Genomic DNA, 17,227 nt, shown 5'->3' with positions numbered 1-17,227 from the left:
CTATGACAATCAAAACTATCCATCGGTTGCTACTGCTTCTGGTGGTGCTGTGTTTTGGGGATGCGCTAAGTGTGGTTCAAGCCGAACCACTTAAACCGACTATTTATTATCAGCAAGAAAGCGAAAATACCTCGCTTCAGCAACTGATAGGCTCATCCCTGCAGCAATGGCAAACAGTGCCGGAAAACGAAGCCGTTTCATTCGGGTATACACCTGAAGTTTATTGGTTCCGGGTTCAGGTTGGTGCTAATGCTGCTGATCGTATCCTCTACTTAGGCTATCCGTTGCTAGACAGTATCGATGCTTATTTCGTGCAAGAAGGCGAAGTAATTCGGCACTACAACATGGGCGACCAGCAACCCTTTAGTGCGCGTCCAGTGCACAATAAAAACTTTGTTGTGCCGGTACCGACCCATGCCGAGCACGAAGTTTATATTCGAGTGAGAACCGAAAGTTCGCTGCGCTTTCCGTTAGAGGTATGGGAGCCGCTTGAGTTTATGGAAGCGAACCAATACCAAGTGGCGGCCACAGGGCTCTATTTTGGTTTACTGTTGTGCATGGCCATTTATAACCTGTTCAACTTCCTTGTCACACGTGACATCAGCTTTTTAAATTATTCCGCGTACACCCTTTCAATTGGCCTGTTGATGGCAGGGCTTGACGGCGTTGGTTTCCAATACTTATGGCCCAACTGGATATGGTTGCAAGACCGAATCGTCACCATGATTGGTAGCATTATGATTATGTTCGCGACGCTGGTGACCATGGGAGTGCTGCAAACAAAAATTCACAGCTTCACTATTCATACGTGGCTACGTCGGTTTATGGTGGTATACGGCATAACCTTTGTGCTGAGTCTTTTCTTACCCTACGCGATGCTGATTCCATTCGTATTGATCTTAGCCGTAGTTTGCTCCACTTTCTTGCTCGGCAGCGGCATTGTGTTGTGGCGGCGTGGCTTAATTTATGGCCGAATATATACCCTTGCGCTCAGTGCGCTATTGGCAGCAATTTGTATTAATGCGCTGGGTTACCTCGGCTTATTTGAGTCAGTATTTGTGCAACGCTATGCCATCATGGCAGCCTCGGCATTTGAAGTGTTATTGCTGTCGTGGGCATTGGCAATTCGCTTCAATGATGGTCGCAAAGAGCAACTCGCGTTAAAAGAACAGATGAATCATCAGCTTGAAGATATGGTTTCGCAGCGTACTGAAGAGCTTGAGAAAGTGATGATTCGCCTGCAAAAAGCCAATCAGGAGCTGGAACAGCGCAGCAATGAAGATGGTTTAACGGGCTTATACAACAGACGATTCCTGAACCAAGAGTTTAAACGGGAATTTCGTCGTTGTCGTAGAAACGGTACGAATTTGACGCTGATGATGCTCGATATTGATCATTTCAAGGCGCTCAACGACAGCTACGGCCACTTATTGGGTGACCAGATTCTGATTGACCTGTCCAATTTGTTGAAGCGTAATTTGCGTCGGGCGAGTGACACCCTTTATCGCTATGGTGGTGAAGAATTTACCTTGTTGCTGCCTGATACAGATGAAGTTGGCGCGCGCGATTTGGCGGTGAGCCTGGCGAAGAAAGTTCGTGAGCATGCTTTTGATACCGATCATGGTCCAATGCACATCACCGTGAGTATTGGAGTTGCGGTTGCTAGCCCTGACGTCTATGATCAGCCCACGCAATTATTAGCCACCGCAGATGAGGCCTTGTACCGCGCCAAAGCCGCGGGTCGTGACCAGATTCGGGTGATTGCTGAGCGCGAACGCTCAGTGTCAAGTTCATAGCTTTAGCGAAGGACAATCTATGCAGCATGTCAGCCACTTTCCTTTTCGCCGTATGCGTCGCCTACGGCGCCACGATTTCAGCCGTCGCATGGTGGCCGAGCATCAACTTAGCGCCGCTGACCTGATTTATCCGGTGTTTGTTTTACCCGGTGAGCAAGCGCGCGAAAAAGTTACCTCCATGCCGGGTGTGGAACGACTATCCATTGATTTGCTTGTTGCTGAGTGCCAGGAAATTGCGGCTCTTGGTATTCCAGCCGTTGCATTATTTCCAGTAACGCCAGCATCAGACAAGTCGTTAACAGCGGAAGCTGCATGGGACGATAACGGTTTGGCGCAGCGCGCTGTGCGCGCAATTAAGGCTGCGGTGCCGCAGCTGGGGGTGATTACAGACGTAGCACTTGACCCGTTTACCACGCACGGACAAGACGGAATCATTGACGATAACGGCTATGTGCAGAACGATATTACAACCGAAGCACTAGTGCGTCAGGCTTTGTCGCATGCGCGAGCTGGTGCCGATGTTGTTGCACCGTCAGATATGATGGATGGGCGTATTGGAGCGATTCGTGAAGCGCTTGAAGAGCACGGTTTTATTAATGTACAAATTATGGCCTATTCCGCAAAATATGCATCGGCGTTTTATGGACCATTTCGTGACGCGGTTGGTTCGGCGGGGAACCTAAAAGGTGGTGACAAAAAAACCTATCAAATGGATCCGGCCAATACCGATGAAGCCCTGCACGAAGTAGCACTCGATATTGAAGAGGGTGCCGATATGGTCATGGTAAAACCGGGCATGCCGTATTTAGATATTGTACGGCGCGTAAAAGACACCTTTAAAGTACCAACGTTTGCCTATCAAGTGAGTGGTGAGTACGCGATGATGCAGGCCGCTATAGCGAATGGATGGTTGAGTGAAGCGGTTATCATGGAGTCGTTGTTAGGCTTTAAACGCGCGGGCGCTGATGGCATTTTAACGTATTTTGCTAAATACGCGGCGCAGCAATTGCGCAATAGCTAGCATCTGAAAACGTGGTCTAGAAGTTCGGGCGGGTCAGCATATTGATGAGCAGGCCCTCCCGAAGCGCACCTTCGGCAATGTTTACATGCTGAATGTTCAAATGCTCCACTAATGCGATCAAGATACACAATCCACCAACAAACACGGCTTGCCGATCACGCCGAATTCCAAGTTGCCCGAGTTTCTTTACATGCCCAAGTGAAATAGCGCGCGCTAACACGTCGCGCAACCACGTTTCACTCATTGGTAACTGCTCATAACGGGCATTCATGTCATGTAGCGCACGAAACGTCCCAGAAGCGCCGCTAACGTGTTGCCAACCAGCCTGCACAAACTGCTCAGCGTGCGGACGAATAAGTGATCCTGCGGCTGTTATGGCCTGTTCGCAGGCATCATGGCTAATAGCTTTGGCAGGAAAAAAACGGTTTTGCCAAGTTACGCAGCCCATATCGAGGCTGACAAGGTGCTGAGGTTGCGTGCCTTTACCAACAATAATTTCGGTGCTTGCGCCACCGATATCTAGCACCAAAACGGCCTTATTGCTATTTATCAGGTGTTGGGTTGCGCCCTGATAAATGAGTTCAGCTTCACATTCGCCGCTGATGATATCAATTGAATGCCCAAGCGCTTGCTCGAAGCGGGGTAAAATTTGTGCGCGATTGATGGCTTTGCGTAACGTGGCGGTAGCCACGCAGCGAACCCGTTCTGCGGAGATATTCTTGAGTTTGTCGGCAAAGCTCTGAAGGCATTCGATACCGCGTTGAATGGCAGCTTCACTAACTTCTAACTGCGAATTGAAGCCGTCAGCCAACCGCACTTTTTGCCGGTGTCGGCTCAAAATGCGGTAGCTGCCGTCACGCTTTACCGAAGCAATAATCAAGTGGAAGCTGTTTGAGCCCAAATCGATTGCGGCGAAGCGTGCGTCCTGCGTCATGTCGTTGCGTTACCTTGACGGCTTGCGACCACCACCGCCACTGCGGCGTTGCTGATTACCACCGCTACTTCGGCGGCCGCCACGTGGCGAGCGTCGCTGGCTTGGACGAGGGGTTTTCAGGTCACTAAGAAGCGCAGTAGGGTCGTATTTCGTTACCGGAATACTGTGCCCAATGTACTCTTCAATGGCTGGTAAGTTATAAACATACTCTTCGCAAGCAAGGTTAACGGCTTTACCGCTAGCCCCAGCGCGACCAGTACGACCAATGCGATGCACGTAGTCTTCAAAGTCGTCTGGTAAATCGTAGTTGTAAACATGGCTTACTTCAGGAATGTGTAAGCCGCGTGCAGCTACGTCGGTTGCGACTAGAAAGTCGAGTGAACCGTCGGTGAACTCTTCAAGAATTTTTAAACGCTTACGTTGCGGTACATCGCCAGTCAATAAACCAACTCGATGCCCATCAGCTTCAAGCCAATTGTAGAGCTTTTCGCACACATGCTTGGTGTTCGCGAAAATAATCGCTTTTTCTGGCCAGTCTTCTTCAATTAACGTAAGCAGGAGTTTAATCTTGTCTTGTTTTGATGGGTAGAATAATTCTTCGGTAATACGCTCACCGGTTTTGCGAAGTGGCTCGACTTCAACTTTTGTTGGTGAGTTCATATGGTCATAGGCGAGTTCTTGCACGCGTTGTGATAACGTTGCTGAGAACAGCATGCTTTGGCGATCACCTGGGGGTGGCATTTTATTAAACATGTAGCGAATATCTTTAATAAAGCCTAAATCGAACATACGGTCCGCTTCATCTAATACCACAGTTTGGATTTTATCGAGTTGATAAATCCCCTGCTTGTAGTAATCGATAAGTCGCCCAGTTGTTCCAATTAAGATATCGACGCCGGCTTCAAGTTTTTGCCGTTGAGATTCATAACCTTCGCCCCCATAAACAATACCAAGCTCCATGTCGCAGTGCTTAGCAAGCAATTCGGCATCGTTAGCTATTTGTATGGCAAGTTCTCGCGTCGGCGCCATAATAATGGCACGCGGGTAACGTTTATCACCGACACGCGGGTTTTTCAGCAACGTTGTAAACGTTGCAATTAAAAACGCCATCGTTTTACCAGTACCTGTTTGGGCCTGGCCAGCAACGTCTTTTCCGATTAATGCAATCGGTAAGCTCAATGCTTGTATCGGTGTACAATATTCAAATCCAGCACTTTCCAGTGCGGACAATACCTGCGGGTGCAGGTCGAGATCGGCGAAGCGTGTCTCTGTTAAGTGTGTTTTACTCATGGCGTAAGCATATCAGTTTGCGCTAACATTCAAAAACAGAAATAATAGGGTTTTATTATTTCACGCGAATTCAGCAGCGGAGATTATCATGAGTGACAAAATTGTTCAGCTAAGTGATGAAAGTTTTGAGAGCGATGTTCTTAATTCTGACAAGCCAGTATTAGTAGATTTTTGGGCCGAGTGGTGTGGGCCTTGCAAAATGATCGCGCCAATCTTGGACGACATTGCAAATGAATACGGCGACCGTATCACTGTTGGTAAACTGAACGTTGACCACAACAACCAAACCCCACCGAAGTACAACATTCGTGGTATTCCGACCTTGTTGTTGTTTAAAAACGGTGAAGTTGCAGGCACCAAAGTGGGCGCATTGTCAAAAGCACAACTAGCTGAGTTTATTGAGCAAAATATCTAAAAACTAAGCAGTTGCAGCGGGTTGTTGCGGATTGATCCACAACAACCTTTGCTGTGCTTTCACACAATTAATGCTGAAAAACTGGACGTTTTTCAATTTAAGTGTTACTTTTCTCTGCAGAACTTTTCTTCAGGATGCCAGCCTTCCGGCGCCCGTGCAGTCAAATCCCGAATTGATTTAACTTAAAAAACTTTAACTATTTCCATTGGCCAAAAAAGTCATAACCCCCCTATGAATCTAACAGAATTAAAAAACAAACCTGTCAACGAGCTGGTTCAGCTTGCCGAGACAATGGGCCTCGAGTCCATGGCGCGCATGCGCAAACAAGACATTATCTTCGCCATCTTAAAAGCACATGCCAAAAGTGGTGAGGACATATACGGCGACGGTGCCCTAGAGATTTTGCAAGACGGCTTCGGCTTTTTGCGCTCGGCCGACTCGTCCTATTTGGCTGGGCCCGACGATATCTATGTATCGCCGAGCCAAATTCGTCGGTTTAACTTACGCACCGGCGACACGGTTTCAGGAAAAATCCGGCCGCCGAAAGAAGGCGAGCGTTATTTTGCCCTCCTGAAGATCCGCGAAGTTAACTTCGACAAGCCTGAAAACTCCCGTAATAAAATCTTATTTGAAAACTTAACCCCTCTGCACGCAAATGAGCGATTGCGGATGGAGCGTGGTAACGGTTCCACCGAAGACATTACCGCGCGGGTACTGGATTTAGCCTCGCCAATTGGTAAGGGTCAACGTGGTCTTATTGTGGCGCCACCAAAAGCCGGTAAAACCTTGTTGCTGCAGAATATTGCCCAGTCGATAGCGGCTAATCATCCGGATTGCGTGTTAATGGTTCTTCTGATTGATGAACGCCCGGAAGAAGTTACCGACATGCATCGCTTGGTTAAAGGTGAAGTTGTGGCTTCAACCTTTGATGAGCCAGCGAGTCGCCACGTTCAAGTTGCCGAAATGGTGATTGAAAAAGCGAAACGCTTAGTTGAACACAAGAAAGATGTGGTTATCTTACTCGACTCGATAACGCGTCTTGCACGTGCCTACAACACCGTAATTCCAAGTTCAGGCAAAGTACTGACCGGTGGTGTTGACGCCAACGCACTGCACAAGCCGAAACGTTTCTTTGGTGCTGCACGTAATGTTGAAGAAGGTGGTAGTTTAACCATCATCGCAACAGCGCTGATTGATACGGGCTCAAAAATGGACGAAGTCATTTACGAAGAGTTTAAGGGCACCGGTAACATGGAATTGCACCTTAACCGTAAAATTGCTGAGAAGCGTGTATTCCCAGCTATCGACTTTAACCGCTCTGGTACACGTCGCGAAGAACTTCTTACCAGCCCAGAAGAACTTCAGAAAATGTGGATTTTGCGCAAAATCGTTCACCCAATGGGCGAAACTGAAGCAATGGAATTCCTCATCGACAAGCTTCAGATGACCAAAACCAACGACGAATTCTTTGAGGCGATGAAACGCCAAAAGAGCTAAGTTAAGTAACGGCCTTACTTTTTCTTAAAAGTAAGGCCACTATCTCTTCGTCTTACCCCTGCTTAAATTACTCTTCTCGCTTTAGCGCGAGCTCGGTCAGTAGTGCAAAGTGATCAGAGCCAAACGGCGGTAGCCGTTTGAGTTCTACTAGCATGAAATGGTCGCTGTGAAATACATGATCGAGCGGCCACCGCATAATTGGAATTTTTGCGTGAAAGGTATTGTAGATGCCACGGCCCATACGCGGGTCGAGCAACTGACTTTCTTGCAAAAATGCCCGGGTGGATTTCGACCACGCAACATCGTTGAGATCGCCGGTGACAATCACTGGCCCGTGTTCTCCGCGCGCACGCTCAGCCACCAGCATGAGTTCATTGTCACGTTGCTTGGACTTCTCGTTTTCAGTGGGGCTTGGCGGTGCAGGATGCACACAATGCATACGAATGGTTCGCGTCGGTAGCTGCAAGTCAAAATGCATGGAAGGAACACCTTCTTGCACAAGCTCGGTGACTTCAAGGTTGGTAACGGGCCACTTTGAGTAGACCATCATCCCGTATAAGTTATTTTGCGGTCGGCGCACAACATTCGGTAAATCGTCTTCAATATCGCGAAATTGGTCTTCCCACCATTCGTCGGTTTCAACCGCGACAATGACATCGGGGCGGTTGTTATTAATAATTTGTGTAAGGACCACACCATGTCGGTTATGCTCCAGCACATTCACGGTCAATAAACGAATGTGTTCGTCCACTTTTTTTTCGTCACGCTTACGCTTGTAACGTTTCACGGTGCGTGCAGCAAATGGTGTGTAGGGGAAAATCCACCAGAACTGCCAGGCGCCGCATAACAGTTGGATACTCACCAATAGCCAAGTACTGTAAGCGTCGGCGGGCAGGAAAAATGCACTATTAATCAATAGGATTAAAGCGACAGCACTTTGTTGCAAACGGGGAAAGTCCCACACCCGTACCCACCATACGGTGCGATTTGATCGCGGTAATAGGCTCGTCAGAGCTAATAATCCAGTAACAGCAGCTATGATCCAAAACGCCAGCATGGCGATATCCCTATATGTTCGTCGAGTCAGCGCTGAAAACTATATCAAAAACATTTATACTGCGCGCTTACTTATTGGTAATTGATTAATCAAAGCGAGAGCGATCGTGAAATATCAAGACTTACGCGATTTCATTCAATTGTTAGAAAAGCGCGGTGAATTAAAGCGCATCCAACAAGAAATCGATCCTTACCTTGAAATGACTGAAATTGCTGACCGCACGCTAAAAGCCGGCGGTCCAGCGCTGTTGTTCGAAAATGTGAAAGGACATGATATTCCGGTATTGGCCAACTTATTTGGCACGCCCGACCGTGTCGCTTTGGGCATGGGACAAGAGTCGGTTGAGGCTTTACGTGATGTCGGTAAGTTACTCGCGTTTCTGAAAGAGCCTGAACCGCCGAAAGGCTTTCGCGATGCCTTAAATTTATTGCCGATGTATAAAAAAGTTTTAAGCATGTCGCCCAAGCAATTAAAAAAGGCGCCATGCCAGTCGGTAGTGCTTACCGGCGACGATGTTGATCTCACCAAGCTACCCATTCAGCATTGCTGGCCGGGCGACGTTGCGCCGCTGATAACGTGGGGGCTTACCGTTACACGTGGGCCGCATAAAGAGCGTCAAAACCTCGGTATATACCGTCAGCAGCTACTCGGCAAGAACAAGGTAATCATGCGTTGGCTATCGCATCGTGGCGGCGCGCTTGATTTTCAAGAGTGGCAACGCGAACATCCAGGCGAGAACTTCCCAGTGGCCGTTGCACTTGGTGCTGACCCAGCAACCATCTTAGGTGCCGTAACGCCGGTACCCGATACCTTGTCCGAATATGCGTTTGCGGGCTTGCTGCGCGACGGTAAAACGGAAGTGGCAAAGTGTCTGAGCAACGACTTACAAGTACCAGCGCACGCTGAAATTATTCTTGAGGGCTATATCGCCCCAGGCGAAACGGCTCCGGAAGGCCCTTATGGTGATCATACCGGTTACTACAACGAGGTTGATACGTTTCCGGTATTCACCGTGACACACATGACCATGCGTGATAAGCCGATTTACCATAGTACCTATACTGGCAGGCCGCCCGATGAGCCAGCCATTTTGGGTGTGGCGCTCAACGAAGTATTTGTGCCCTTGTTACAAAAGCAGTTTCCGGAAATTGTTGATTTTTACTTGCCGCCAGAAGGGTGCTCGTATCGGGTTGCTGTGGTGACCATGAAGAAGCAATATGCAGGGCATGCAAAACGCGTCATGATGGGCGTTTGGAGTTTTTTACGCCAGTTTATGTACACCAAATTTGTGATTGTTTGTGATGACGATGTGAACGCTCGCGATTGGAAGGATGTCATTTGGGCCATGACCACCCGTATGGATCCGGCCCGTGATACAGTTCTGATAGAAAATACACCAATCGATTATCTGGATTTTGCGTCGCCGGTTTCCGGCTTGGGCTCGAAAATGGGTATGGATGCAACCAATAAGTGGCCAGGCGAAACCGATAGAGAGTGGGGTGTTCCGATTGTGATGGACCCCAAGGTTAAGCAACGTGTCGATGATATTTGGGATGACTTGGACATTCTCTAATTGCACACCAATGAGTTAATTTAAGGATTATTTGTTGTTATGAAAGAGCTGCTGTGCCGTGTTGCTGCCATTGAAAATTTAACGCCATCGGTGTTTCGTGTTTTGCTGACTTTACCTGAGCCTATTGAGTTTTTGGCGGGCCAGTATGCGCAGGTAATTATGGGCGAACGTGATAAGCGCCCGTTTTCGATTGCGTCCTGTCCGTCGAAAACGGAACAGCTTGAATTACATATTGGCGCAACAGCTGACAACAGCTATGCGATGGAAGTACTTGATAAGATGCGTGCTACTGGCGAGGTTCGCATCGAGGTGCCTCTAGGAAACGCATGGTATCGCGAGGATAGTGAGCGCCCACTCATATTGATCGCCGGTGGCACAGGCTTTTCCTATACATGGTCTATTTTACAGGCACATTTGCGAAGCAACTCGACACGGCCTATAACTTTATATTGGGGCGGTCGGAAGCCGGAAGACTTGTATCTTGATGCGCAGTTAAAGAAATTATCAGATCAGCATACGAACATGCACTACTGCCCAGTTGTAGAGCAAGCGCCTGAAAGCTGGCATGGCGCACAAGGTTTAGTGCACAACGCAGTTATGGCTGAACAGTCAGACCTGAATGAAGCAGACATTTATGTGGCCGGGCGTTTCGAAATGGTGCGCGTTATTCGCGATGCATTTCATGCGCAAGGTTTACCACTTTCACAACTTTACGGTGACGCGCTGGCGTTTATCTAACCAGTTCTGTTATACTCGCCGCGCAATTTTTACCAAGGGGTGCCACAGCGACATCGAATTTGATGCCCAGATGGCTGAGATGCAATTTGCAAACCCTTTGCACCTGATCCGGTTAATACTGGCGTAGGGATGGTAGCAATCATACTCCATTTTAAAACCTGCCCGACCGGATTGTTTCTGACCCTGTGTTTGAGGAAATGATCCATGATTTCAACTGTTGTAAGTTTAGTAGCGCTAGCCGCAATTTCTCCCGATGAGCCCATTGAACGTATTGCTGTTCAAGGTCAGTACCGCACGCTTTATGTGAATGAAGCACCCACCAGCGTGTCTGTATTAACGGCCGATGTCATGGGACAACGCCACGGCACACACATGGAAGACGTGCTCAATGTTATTCCCAATTTAAACTTTTCGAGCGGCAGTTCGCGCGCACGCTTTATGCAAATTCGTGGCATTGGTGAGCGCAGTCAATTTGTTGACCCGATTAACCCATCGGTGGGTATCTTAATCGATGGCATAAATTACAGTGGCCTGGGCCAGGCCGCACAATTATTTGATATTAGCCAAGTTGAAGTGTATCGCGGACCACAAAGTGGTCGCTTCGGCGCTGATGGTATGGCGGGTATGTTGGTGCTTGAAAGCACACAGCCGAACACCGATTTCGATGGTTTTTGGCAACTAGGGGCTGCAAATTATGGCGCTCTGGAAGGCGGTTTCGCAGCTGGTGGTGAGCTTGCTCAGTTTGGTCGAGCGCGACTAAGTGTGTATCAGCAGCGTGATGACGGTTTCACGGATAATATCTATCTAAATCGTGATGACACACAAGCGCGCTCAGAACGTATCGCACGTTTAAATGTGTGGACAGAATTAAGTAGTGACTGGCAGCTGCGCAGCACCTTGCATGCCTACCGCCAAAACAATGGCTATGACGCATTTTCGTTAGACAACACCCGTGAAACCTATTCAGATGAGCCGGGTGAGGATGATGTAAGCCTGCAAGCTGCGCGCTTTGAGTTAACATATAGCGGCGCGGATACTCACCAGACGAGCGTGAGTTACAGCGCTCTTAGTGCGGATACGCTCTACAGCTATGATGAGGATTGGAGTTATGTCGGCATTGCGCCCGGCTGGGAGTATTCTTCGACGGATGCCTATTGGCGCGACCGCCTTGATCACACCTTGGATATACGTTGGTTAAGTAGCACCCCGTTTGATTTGTTTGGGTTGCCAACTGACTGGGTTGTTGGTTGGTACCACTTGCAACGTGACGAAACGCTCGAGCGCGAATTTATGAATTGGGATTTAGGTGCGGAAGATCGTTTTGTTAGCGATTATGAAAGTATGCGTAATGCCCTGTATGGCGAATTAACGCACTATTTTAATCCACGCTGGAAGCTGACAACGGGCTTGCGTTTAGAGCGCTATCGTAACGAATACAGTGACACCAACGCAGTAAACGCGCAGCCACGAAATACCATGGCGGGTGGCCGGGTTAGTGTGAGTTACACGCCTGAAGTAGGTCAGCTATGGTATTTCACATGGTCACAAGGCTATAAAACAGGCGGTGTAAATGGCGATGCGCTTGGAAAAGTAACGGACAACCCCGAACTTGAAACCTTTTTATTGCAGCGCGCCACGTTCGCACCCGAATATTTAGAAAGTTTTGAGGTGGGTTATAAGCTCGTTAACAGCGACGACACTATGTCGATTAACTTGGCGGCGTTTCATCAAAATCGCGATCAAGTACAGTTAAAGAGCTGGGTGAACAGAGCGCAAACATTTGTAGGGTACATCGAAAATGCGGCCGCAGGGACAACGCGGGGCATTGAGGCTGAATTGAATATGCAAATTCAACCGTCGTTGTGGTGGTTTGCCAACGTTGGTTTACTCGATAGTGAAATTCGTGGTTTTATCACTGAAGACGGGATTGACATGACCGGGCGTGAGCAAGCCCAAGCACCAAGCTATCAAATCAATACAGGGTTAAACTGGCAAATCACAAATAGTTTGAAGGCCAGTATTCAGGTGGATGCCAAAGACAGTTTTTACTTTTCGGATTCACACAACAGCCAGAGCGATAAGTTAACTCTGCTGCATGCGAACTTGAACTGGCAACTCGATGCGTGGCGTATCACGGTATGGGGGCGTAACTTAACCGATGAAGACTACGCAACCCGTGGGTTTTATTTTGGTAATGACCCACGCGATGGGTATGAGCCGACCACTTATGTACAATGGGGCGAGCCGCGTCGATTCGGCATCACCTTTAATTACAGCATGTAATAGGGAACTTTAAATGGAAGTTACCGCTATTGTATTTGCACTTATTTACCTGTGGCTGGCTGCGCGCCAATCGCTGTGGTGCTGGCTCGCCGGTGCAATCAGTTGTGCAATCTATACGTACTTAATGTTTGGTGTGCAGCTCTATATGGAAGCAGGGCTGCAGGCTATTTATGTGGCTCTGGCCCTATATGGCTGGTGGCAATGGCGATACGGTGTGGCGCAGGCACCAGCCAGTGAGCAAATGGAATATTCGTGGTATTGGCACGGTGCTGCGATTATAGTGCTAGCATTGATTGCTAGCCTTTGCGCGTGGTTGTTGACGCTCTATACGGACGCTGATCAAGTTTGGTTGGACAGTTTTACAACCGTGTATAGTTTGTTTGCAACCTGGTTATTGACCCGAAAATTATTTTCTAACTGGCTCTATTGGTTAGTTATTGATAGCGTATATATATATTTGTATGCCATTAAAGGGTTTGAAAAAACCAGCGGGCTTTTTGCCATTTATGTATTGTTAATAGTATACGCCATGTGGAATTGGCGTCGGAGTCAAAAGGATTTATGCAGCAGCACTGGTTAACGAACTTACCAATACACGGCGTGATGAACACGGAGCCTTTGCTGCGTGGTGTCGCCAATGACGTGTATAAAATAACTGCAACCAACGGTACCTATGTACTAAAGCATTTTCGTTTTGATCACCCTTACGGCTTAGATCGTGATCAAGAAGTGGCTGTGCAGCAAAAGTTAGCCGAGCATGGTGTGGCACCGGAAGTGCTTCATTATGACGCTGTGCAAGGTTTAATGCTGCAAGCTTTCATTGATACCCCTGATTTGTCCCATGACAAAAAATCGCTTGGCACTAAAATTCAGCGTTTAGGTGAAATTAGTGCGCATATCCATCGTTTGCAAGTGGAAGTGCCAGTTTGGTCTTTGCGAACGCGTGTGCAGCGTTATTGTGACAATCTTGCACAGTTTGAACCTGACCGTGCGCGTCAGTTTGAGAAGCGCCTGCAACAACAGCGTAAGTTACTAGATAGCTTTGGGAATAATCCGGTTTTTTGCCATAACGATTTAGCTTTCCATCATGTGTTTTTAAGTAAGCCTCCCCTAGTTATTGACTGGGAATATGCTGGTTTAGGGGAACGTTATTTCGATTTAGCCAATTGCATTCAAGTCAATCAATTAGAGCGCGCTGAACAACGTGCGTTTATCAATGCTTACGAAGGTGCTTCTGGGGAGCGAATTAATCCCGCCGTATTGCAAAACTGGCTTGAACTGTCGAACACCATCAGCCAACTCTGGTATGAACTGCATCACCACTTACAGCACAATCACTAGTCGGGCGTAACGAAACAAGGAGACTTCATGTCCAAGCTAACTGATCGCATGTATGGCTATTTAGCTGAGGATGAAGATGCTCGAGTTTGTAAGGACATTCCTGAGAGTGCCTGTAACGACCAACCGCAAGCATTTCTAGCGCACCTGTGGTCTTTAACATTAACCAAGTTGGGTGACTCGCTGGTTAGCGCGCGTTTGGTGTTGCCATGGATGCTCACCGCGCTTGGTGCACCGAGTATTTTTATCAGTGCTTTGGTGCCGTTACGTGAATCTCTTGCGCTATTACCGCAGTTATTTATTGCGCAACAAATGCGACAAACAACTGTGCGCAAATGGTTCTGGGTTATCGGGAGTGTGGGTCAAGCATTCGCTTTGGTCGGCATGGTTGTTGCTGTCCTAATAACCCAAGGACTAACGTTGGGCTGGGCGGTTGTGATTCTTCTCGCGCTGTTCAGTTTATCGCGCGGGGTGTGCTCGGTTGCCATTAAAGACGTGCAAGGCAAAACCATCTCAAAGACTCGCCGGGGAAGGCTGTCTGGTCTGGCGGCATCGATTGCTGGTTCACTATCGTTAGTAACCGCGCTGGTGATTATTTTCGCACCCGAAGTAACGAATACAGAACGCGATGGTGAAGTCTGGGTTTTTGTGGTTTTACTGAGCTTTGCGGCTGCATTGTGGCTGATTGCGGCACTTATTTATGCCCGAGTACCGGAAGTGCCAGGAGCAACCGAGGGTGGCGGCAATGCCCTGATTGAGGCATTAAAATCAATTCGCTTGCTATGGACCGATAAGAATTTTGGTCAATTTGTACTTACGCGCGCGCTGTTGGTCGCTTCAGCATTTGCGATACCCTATATTGTGGTAATGATTCAGCGCAGTGGCGATGGCAATTTAGCCGGGCTCGGTGGGCTGATGCTGGCGAGCGGTTTAGCCGGCATGCTAGCTGGCCGATTTTGGGGGCGTTGGTCCGATAGTGCCAGCCACCATGTCATGGCAGCAGCTGCATGTTTAGCGACATTCATTATGGCAGTTGCCTTAGCGCTCTATATTTGGAAACCGGACTATTTAGCGCAACAAGGGATAGCTGGCGCCCTGATTTTTATGGCTGCAGTTGCGCATCATGGTGCACGGGTAGGTCGTAAAACGTATCTGGTTGATATGGCCACGCAAGAAACGCGTGCTCAATTTACCGCAGTTTCCAATACTGTCATTGGTCTGGTATTACTGCTTGGGATTCTTCTGGGCGTGCTGGAAGCTTACGCAGGTGTGGAAGCTGTTGTAGGTTTACTGATTGTGTTAGGTGCTATTGCGGCAATTCGAGCACTGCGCTTGCCCAATGTTCAGCGTGACTAATGCAGTAAGAACCCATGAAAAAGGCGAGCCAACGGCTCGCCTTTTGAGATTAACTTTTCAGGTAATCGGTCAATTTATTATTTACCCCGAATTACACCATACAAGCCAACGATAACAGCAACTGCGCCACCAATTAAGTACCACATTGCCTCGTCAGTTGTTTCGCCAGTGACAGCCTGAGACGCTTCAGAAGCCATAGAATTATATGCTTCCCAGCCGAAATATAACAAAATGACACCGACCACCAGTAGAACGATTCCAATGACTTTGTTCATAGTATTTTTCCTTTTTATTTTCATGGATTAAGTTACTACTTAATCAGCATAGCAAACTTCCTGCAATTTGCGAAAAGCATAAAAAAACCGCGCCGAATGGGGCGCGGTTTTCAATGAGCTAGCAGCAGTGATTAACCAAGATACGAGGTGAGCATCCAAGCAGTTTTTTCTTGCTCTTTAATGTAATCGCTCATTAATGAGGACGTACCTTCATCATTCGATTCACCAGCAAGTTCAAGAATTTCACGTTGTAAACGAATCACAATTCGGTAACTGTCGAGAATTTCGCGAACACAAGCTTTACCGTCATGAATGTCTTTTGCTTCTTGAATCTCACTTGCCTTAATGTAAGTGGAATAAGCATGAAGAGGACGTTGCCCCAACGTTAATATACGCTCGGCGATTTCGTCGACCTTTAATAACAAGTCATTGTAGGTTTCTTCAAACTTAGCATGCAATTCAAAGAACTCTTGGCCTTTGATATTCCAGTGGAAGCCGCGCGTGTTCATGTAAAACACTTGGTAGTTTGCCAATAGCTGATTTAAGCGTTCTGCTAATTGCTCAGCATGATGTTGGTCCATACCAATCACGTTTAACTGTTGCATGTTTAACTCCTTGTTTGGATTTAATTTCTAACTTGTACTTGGGGTTCAGTATAGACCAATTCAAGTAATAAGTAGCAATGATTAAACCCGATTAAGCTCATCGACTTTGCCATCACGGATATGCGCTTCGCCGCGTTTCTTTGCCAATTGGATTTGTTTTTCACGTTCGGCAAAACGCTCTTTTTGCTCCGCAGTGGTTTTGTCATGACAGTGCGGACAACTCACACCTTTCACATAGTGTTCAGATTGTTTTTCGTCTTCCGTAATTGGCATCCGGCAAGCATAGCATTGATCGTATTCACCCGGTTGCAGGCCGTGACGGACAGTGACCCGCTGGTCAAATACGAAACAATCGCCGTTCCAGGTTGTGTCTTCTTCGGGAACTTCTTCTAAGTATTTAAGAATGCCGCCTTTTAGGTGGTAAACCTCGTCAAAGCCGATTGATTTCAAGTAGGCTGTGGACTTTTCGCAACGAATACCGCCGGTGCAGAACATGGCAACCTTCTTGTGTTTTTCCGGATCAAGATGTTCTTTCACGTATTGCGGGAATTCTCGGAATGAGTCTGTTTTTGGGTTTATTGCACCTTCAAAAGTACCCACCGCAAATTCATAGTCATTGCGTGTATCGATGAGTAACACTTCCGGATCGCGAATCAGATTATTCCAGTCTTTCGCTTCAACGTAGGTGCCAACCACATTCTTCGGGTCAACCCAGTCGATACCCATGGTAACGATTTCTTTTTTAAGTTTTACCTTGGTGCGATAAAACGCTTGTTTGTCGCTTGGAGATTCTTTGTGTTCAATATCGGCAAACGCATCGCTGCTGCGAATAAAACGCAGTACATTATCGACCCCTTCTCGGGTACCGCAGATGGTACCGTTAATGCCTTCACGAGCTAACAGCAAAGTACCTTTAACTTCATTTTCAATCATGCAGTTGTATAGCGGTTCGCGGAATGCTTCAAACGCATTAAACTCAACGAACTTATACATTGCAGCGCAAATATACATCAGTTATTTCCTTCTTTTGGCGAATCGGATCGCAAATC

General features: G+C 47.7%; 16 protein-coding genes and 1 riboswitch. Of the genes, 10 read left to right on the top strand and 6 right to left on the bottom strand.

Features of this window, described 5'->3' with window-relative positions; all coding sequences use genetic code 11:
* Positions 1–2 precede the first annotated feature (2 nt).
* Together ACN0UY_RS08815 and hemB are read left to right on the top strand one after the other, a co-directional pair.
* Positions 3–1,796 (top strand): diguanylate cyclase, encoded by a 1,794-nt coding sequence (locus ACN0UY_RS08815; RefSeq protein WP_417666299.1) that lies wholly within the window; start codon positions 3–5, stop codon positions 1,794–1,796.
* 19 nt (positions 1,797–1,815) lie between these two features.
* Positions 1,816–2,817 (top strand): porphobilinogen synthase, encoded by a 1,002-nt coding sequence (gene hemB / locus ACN0UY_RS08810; RefSeq protein ID WP_417666298.1) that lies wholly within the window; start codon positions 1,816–1,818, stop codon positions 2,815–2,817.
* Positions 2,818–2,833: 16 nt separating this feature from the next.
* On the opposite strand, the gene ACN0UY_RS08805 is transcribed toward hemB, so the two are convergent.
* The gene (locus ACN0UY_RS08805; protein WP_417666297.1) at positions 2,834–3,751 is read right to left on the bottom strand and encodes a Ppx/GppA family phosphatase; all 918 of its coding nucleotides are present in this window, start codon (positions 3,749–3,751) and stop codon (positions 2,834–2,836) included.
* A gap of 9 nt (positions 3,752–3,760) precedes the next feature.
* Positions 3,761–5,041 (bottom strand): ATP-dependent RNA helicase RhlB, encoded by a 1,281-nt coding sequence (gene rhlB, locus ACN0UY_RS08800; RefSeq protein ID WP_128352791.1) that lies wholly within the window; start codon positions 5,039–5,041, stop codon positions 3,761–3,763.
* A gap of 88 nt (positions 5,042–5,129) precedes the next feature.
* Here rhlB and trxA point away from each other — a divergent pair, with 88 nt between their 5' ends.
* Both trxA and rho read left to right on the top strand, forming a co-directional pair.
* The gene (gene trxA / locus ACN0UY_RS08795; protein WP_128352792.1) at positions 5,130–5,456 is read left to right on the top strand and encodes a thioredoxin TrxA; all 327 of its coding nucleotides are present in this window, start codon (positions 5,130–5,132) and stop codon (positions 5,454–5,456) included.
* Between the two features lie 231 nt (positions 5,457–5,687).
* Positions 5,688–6,953 (top strand): transcription termination factor Rho, encoded by a 1,266-nt coding sequence (rho, locus tag ACN0UY_RS08790; protein WP_128352793.1) that lies wholly within the window; start codon positions 5,688–5,690, stop codon positions 6,951–6,953.
* A gap of 67 nt (positions 6,954–7,020) precedes the next feature.
* Here the strand turns inward: rho and ACN0UY_RS08785 are convergent, their stop codons facing one another.
* The gene (locus ACN0UY_RS08785) at positions 7,021–8,010 is read right to left on the bottom strand and encodes an endonuclease/exonuclease/phosphatase family protein (RefSeq protein WP_417666296.1); all 990 of its coding nucleotides are present in this window, start codon (positions 8,008–8,010) and stop codon (positions 7,021–7,023) included.
* 106 nt (positions 8,011–8,116) lie between these two features.
* Between ACN0UY_RS08785 and ubiD the strand changes: the two genes are divergently transcribed.
* The 6 genes from ubiD to ACN0UY_RS08755 all read left to right on the top strand — a co-directional run bounded on the left by ubiD (position 8,117) and on the right by ACN0UY_RS08755 (position 15,298).
* On the top strand, positions 8,117–9,583 hold the full coding sequence (gene ubiD / locus ACN0UY_RS08780; RefSeq protein ID WP_417666295.1) for a 4-hydroxy-3-polyprenylbenzoate decarboxylase: 1,467 nt from the start codon (positions 8,117–8,119) through the stop codon (positions 9,581–9,583).
* A gap of 39 nt (positions 9,584–9,622) precedes the next feature.
* Positions 9,623–10,321: an NAD(P)H-flavin reductase gene (fre, locus tag ACN0UY_RS08775; protein ID WP_417666294.1), complete on the top strand. Its 699-nt coding sequence runs from the start codon at positions 9,623–9,625 to the stop codon at positions 10,319–10,321.
* A 25-nt stretch (positions 10,322–10,346) separates the two neighbouring features.
* Positions 10,347–10,468: riboswitch (TPP riboswitch) on the top strand.
* Positions 10,469–10,525: 57 nt separating this feature from the next.
* Positions 10,526–12,604, top strand: coding sequence for a TonB-dependent receptor (locus tag ACN0UY_RS08770; protein WP_417666293.1), 2,079 nt, complete (start codon positions 10,526–10,528; stop codon positions 12,602–12,604).
* Between the two features lie 13 nt (positions 12,605–12,617).
* Positions 12,618–13,184: a nicotinamide riboside transporter PnuC gene (pnuC, locus tag ACN0UY_RS08765; RefSeq protein ID WP_417666292.1), complete on the top strand. Its 567-nt coding sequence runs from the start codon at positions 12,618–12,620 to the stop codon at positions 13,182–13,184.
* Positions 13,166–13,945: a phosphotransferase gene (locus ACN0UY_RS08760; protein WP_417666291.1), complete on the top strand. Its 780-nt coding sequence runs from the start codon at positions 13,166–13,168 to the stop codon at positions 13,943–13,945. Before pnuC ends, ACN0UY_RS08760 begins: the two co-directional genes overlap by 19 nt.
* A 27-nt stretch (positions 13,946–13,972) precedes the next feature.
* Positions 13,973–15,298: an MFS transporter permease gene (locus ACN0UY_RS08755; protein WP_417666290.1), complete on the top strand. Its 1,326-nt coding sequence runs from the start codon at positions 13,973–13,975 to the stop codon at positions 15,296–15,298.
* Positions 15,299–15,375: 77 nt separating this feature from the next.
* Here the strand turns inward: ACN0UY_RS08755 and ACN0UY_RS08750 are convergent, their stop codons facing one another.
* The 3 genes from ACN0UY_RS08750 to ACN0UY_RS08740 form a co-directional block, all read right to left on the bottom strand.
* Entirely contained in the window at positions 15,376–15,573 is a 198-nt protein-coding gene (locus ACN0UY_RS08750) for a DUF3185 family protein (RefSeq protein ID WP_128352803.1), read from the bottom strand.
* A 131-nt stretch (positions 15,574–15,704) separates the two neighbouring features.
* Positions 15,705–16,178 carry a Dps family protein gene (locus ACN0UY_RS08745; protein WP_128352804.1) on the bottom strand — a complete coding sequence of 158 codons (474 nt, stop codon included), beginning with the start codon at positions 16,176–16,178 and terminating at the stop codon, positions 15,705–15,707.
* Positions 16,179–16,259: 81 nt separating this feature from the next.
* Positions 16,260–17,189: a rhodanese-related sulfurtransferase gene (locus tag ACN0UY_RS08740; RefSeq protein ID WP_417666289.1), complete on the bottom strand. Its 930-nt coding sequence runs from the start codon at positions 17,187–17,189 to the stop codon at positions 16,260–16,262.
* Between the last annotated feature and the right edge of the window lie 38 nt (positions 17,190–17,227).

It is taken from the genome of Pseudidiomarina sp. (assembly GCF_048268165.1).
Taxonomy (GTDB): Bacteria; Pseudomonadota; Gammaproteobacteria; order Enterobacterales; family Alteromonadaceae; genus Pseudidiomarina.
The sequence above is the reverse complement of the archived record's forward strand: the minus strand, read 5'-3'. Positions and strand labels throughout refer to the sequence as shown.